The organism is Sphingopyxis sp. (assembly GCF_016463645.1).
Classification (GTDB): domain Bacteria; phylum Pseudomonadota; class Alphaproteobacteria; order Sphingomonadales; family Sphingomonadaceae; genus Sphingopyxis.
Window position 1 is genome coordinate 1 of record NZ_JAEMQX010000219.1, and the last position, 3,011, is coordinate 3,011.

At 65.0% G+C, this 3,011-nt stretch carries 4 protein-coding genes; 2 read left to right on the top strand and 2 right to left on the bottom strand.

The genetic code is table 11. The features are described from left to right. Positions 1 to 1,167 (top strand): MFS transporter (locus JHC57_RS21715; protein ID WP_294032657.1); only part of this gene is annotated, 1,167 nt, incomplete at its 5' end. On the opposite strand, the gene JHC57_RS21720 is transcribed toward JHC57_RS21715, so the two are convergent. Then, positions 1,140 to 1,901: a molybdopterin-binding protein gene (locus tag JHC57_RS21720; RefSeq protein ID WP_294032658.1), complete on the bottom strand. Its 762-nt coding sequence runs from the start codon at positions 1,899 to 1,901 to the stop codon at positions 1,140 to 1,142. The genes JHC57_RS21715 and JHC57_RS21720 overlap by 28 nt on opposite strands. 102 nt (positions 1,902 to 2,003) lie before the next feature. On the opposite strand from JHC57_RS21720, the gene JHC57_RS21725 reads away from it, so the two are divergent. Continuing rightward, the gene (locus JHC57_RS21725; RefSeq protein WP_294032659.1) at positions 2,004 to 2,645 is read left to right on the top strand and encodes a glutathione S-transferase family protein; all 642 of its coding nucleotides are present in this window, start codon (positions 2,004 to 2,006) and stop codon (positions 2,643 to 2,645) included. An 84-nt stretch (positions 2,646 to 2,729) separates the two neighbouring features. Here JHC57_RS21725 and JHC57_RS21730 read toward each other — a convergent pair. Beyond that, a partial coding sequence (locus JHC57_RS21730) for a Bax inhibitor-1 family protein (protein ID WP_294032660.1) occupies positions 2,730 to 3,011 on the bottom strand: 282 nt, incomplete at its 5' end.

A 3,011-nucleotide genomic window follows, 5' to 3' on the forward strand; every position in this document is an offset into this window, starting at 1 on the left:
ATCATGCCGGTGCTGCCGCAGCTCGTGATGGAGGTCGGCCGGATCGACCTGCCCCGCGCGATCGAGGTCGGCGCATGGATCGGACTCGTCATGGCGATCGCGACCTTCCTCGCCTCGCCCGTACTCGGCAATCTGTCGGACCATTTCGGGCGACGGCGCGTGTTGCTGCTCGCGCTGGGCGGGCTCGCGGTCGACTATGCGCTGCTGACGGTCGTCGAAACGCTGCCATGGCTATTCGTCTCGCGCGCGCTGTCGGGGATTTTCGGCGGCAGCTATGCCGCGGCCCAGGCAGCGATCGCCGATATTACCAAGCCCGAGGAACGTGCGCGCAACTTCGGCTTCGTCGGCGCGGCGTTCGGGATCGGCTTCGTTGCCGGGCCCGCGGTCGGCGGCTTCCTCGGCGAGATCGGACCACGCGCGCCCTTCGTCGCCGCCGCGATCCTCGCCGCGGCCAACATGCTGTATGGCTATTTCATCTTTCCCGAAACCCTGCCGCCCGAACGCCGCCGTGCCTTCGACTGGCGCCGCGCCAATCCGCTCGGCGCGTGGAAAACGATGCGCGCGCTGCCCGGCATGGACGGCGTAGCGGGGGTACTCGTGCTGTGGCAGATCGCAAGCCTCGTCTATCCGATGACGTGGAGCTTCTATTGCATCGCGCAGCTCGGCTGGACACCCGGGATGATAGGCGCGAGCCTCGCCGCGGTCGGCGTGATGATCGCGCTCGGGCAGGTCTTCGTTGTCGGGCCCGCCGTCGCGCGCTTTGGCGAACGCGACGCCGCAACGCTCGGCATTCTCGTCGCAGTCGCGGTTTATGCCGGCTACGCTTTCACGACCTCCACCGTCGCCGCCTTTCTGCTGCTGATCCCGGTGGCATTGCAGGCGCCGGTGCAGCCTTCGCTGATGGCAATGATGTCGCGCCGCGCGACCGCCGGGACGCAGGGCGAGGTGCAGGGCATTTCGGCGATGGCGATGGGACTCGGCCAGCTCGTCGCGCCGCTGCTGCTCACCGGGACGATGGCCTATTTCACAGCCGAGGCCGCACCGGTGCATTTCCCCGGCGCCGCCTTTATCGTCGCCGCGATCTTCGGCCTGCTCGCTATCGCGATGCTGCGTCGCCTGCCGCGTGCGAACACGGCCGATCAGATGCCGCCGTCGGTCACTGCATAGCCGAGCGCTTCGAGCCCCCCGGTCAGCATTGCGACGCACGCCGCGACCTGCTCGCCGTCGGTCGACCGGACGACGAAATTGGCTCCGGTCTTGCCGTCGCGAAAAAAGGGATAGCTGCCGATCGCGACACCCGGATAATCCTTTTCGCCCTGGCGGAGCAGATCGGCAATCTCGCTTTCGGGAGCCCACGCGCCGATCGTGTACGCGACGAGCGGCGCGCCGCCTTCAAGTTCGCCGGTGAGCGCGTCGAGCATGCCCGCGGTGATGTGCGGGACCCCCGCCATGATGAAGAGATTGCCGATGCGAATGCCGGGTGCGCCCGACATACGGTTCGGGATGAGATCGGCGCCATCGGGCACGCGCGCCATGCGTAGCCGCGCTTCGGTCAGCTCGATGCCGCGTCCGCTGTAGTAACGTTCGAGGATCGCGCGCGCGGCGGGATGGATCACGACGCCGATGCCGAGCGCCTTCGCCACCGCATCGACGGTGATGTCGTCGTGCGTCGGGCCGATGCCGCCGGTGGTAAAGACATAGTCGTAGCGCGCGCGGACCGCATTCAGCGCTTCGACGATCTCGACCTCGACGTCAGGGACGATGCGCACTTCGCGGAGACGAATCCCCTGCACGTCGAGCCAGGTCGCGATCTGCGACACATTCTTGTCCTGCGTGCGGCCCGAGAGAATCTCGTCGCCGATTACCAGCACGGCGGCGGTCCAGATGCGTTCGTCGCTCATCGCTTTGCCTTAGCCCGCTTGGATGACAAAACAAGCCCGCTGGAACGGAAGCATTGTTCCTGATATGTTCTCATTCGACTCGTAAACCGACGGAGAGGCGCGATGGCTGACGAACTGATTTTCTATACCAATCCCATGTCGCGCGGACAGATTGTCCGCTGGATGCTCGAAGAGGTCAGCGTGCCTTATGAAGCGAAGATCCTCGGCTACGGCACGTCGATGAAGGACGACGCATATCTGGCAGTCAATCCGATGGGGAAGGTGCCCGCGATCGTCCACGACGGCAAGGTTGTGACCGAATGCGCCGCAATCTGCGCCTATCTGGCCGATGCCTTTCCGTCGGCCGGCCTCGCGCCCGCCGCCGCCGATCGCGCCGATTATTACCGCTGGATGTTCTTTGCCGCAGGTCCGGTCGAGCAGGCGATCACCGCCAGGCATTTCGGTATCGAGCCCGACGCCGACCAGCAGCGCTCGGCAGGTTTCGGCACGCTCGAGCATGCGCTGGGCGCGCTCGAAACCGCAGTGAACGGCAAAACCTGGGTCGCCGGGGACGGCTTCACCGCCGCCGACGTTTATGTCGGCAGCCAGATCGACTGGGGCCTGCAGTTCGGCACGATCCCGTCGCGCCCGGCATTCGACGCCTATGCCGCACGGCTTCGCGAACGCGCAGGCTACAAGCGCGCCAAGGAAATCGACAACGGTCTGATCGCCGAGATGCAGGCGGCAAATCCGCCGACGGCATAGCGGGGCTCTGCAAGTATATCGTGCAAAGAAAAAGCCCGGCGAATTGCTCCGCCGGGCTCGCTTGTTTCGTATCCGTCCGTCCGCTTATTCGCGGCTGCCCAGAAGGTTGAGCAGAAAGGTGAACATGTTGACGAAGTCGAGGTAAAGCGTCAGCGCGCCCATCACCACCGACTTGCCGACGAAGTCGGTCCCGCGGACATAGAAATACATGCTCTTGATCTTCTGCGTGTCATAGGCGGTGAGGCCCGCGAACAGCAGCACGCCGATGACGCTGATCGCAAGGCCGAGCGCTGTCGACTGCACGAACAGATTGATCAGCATCGCGACGAGGATGCCGACGACGCCCATGATCAGGAAAGTGCCGAA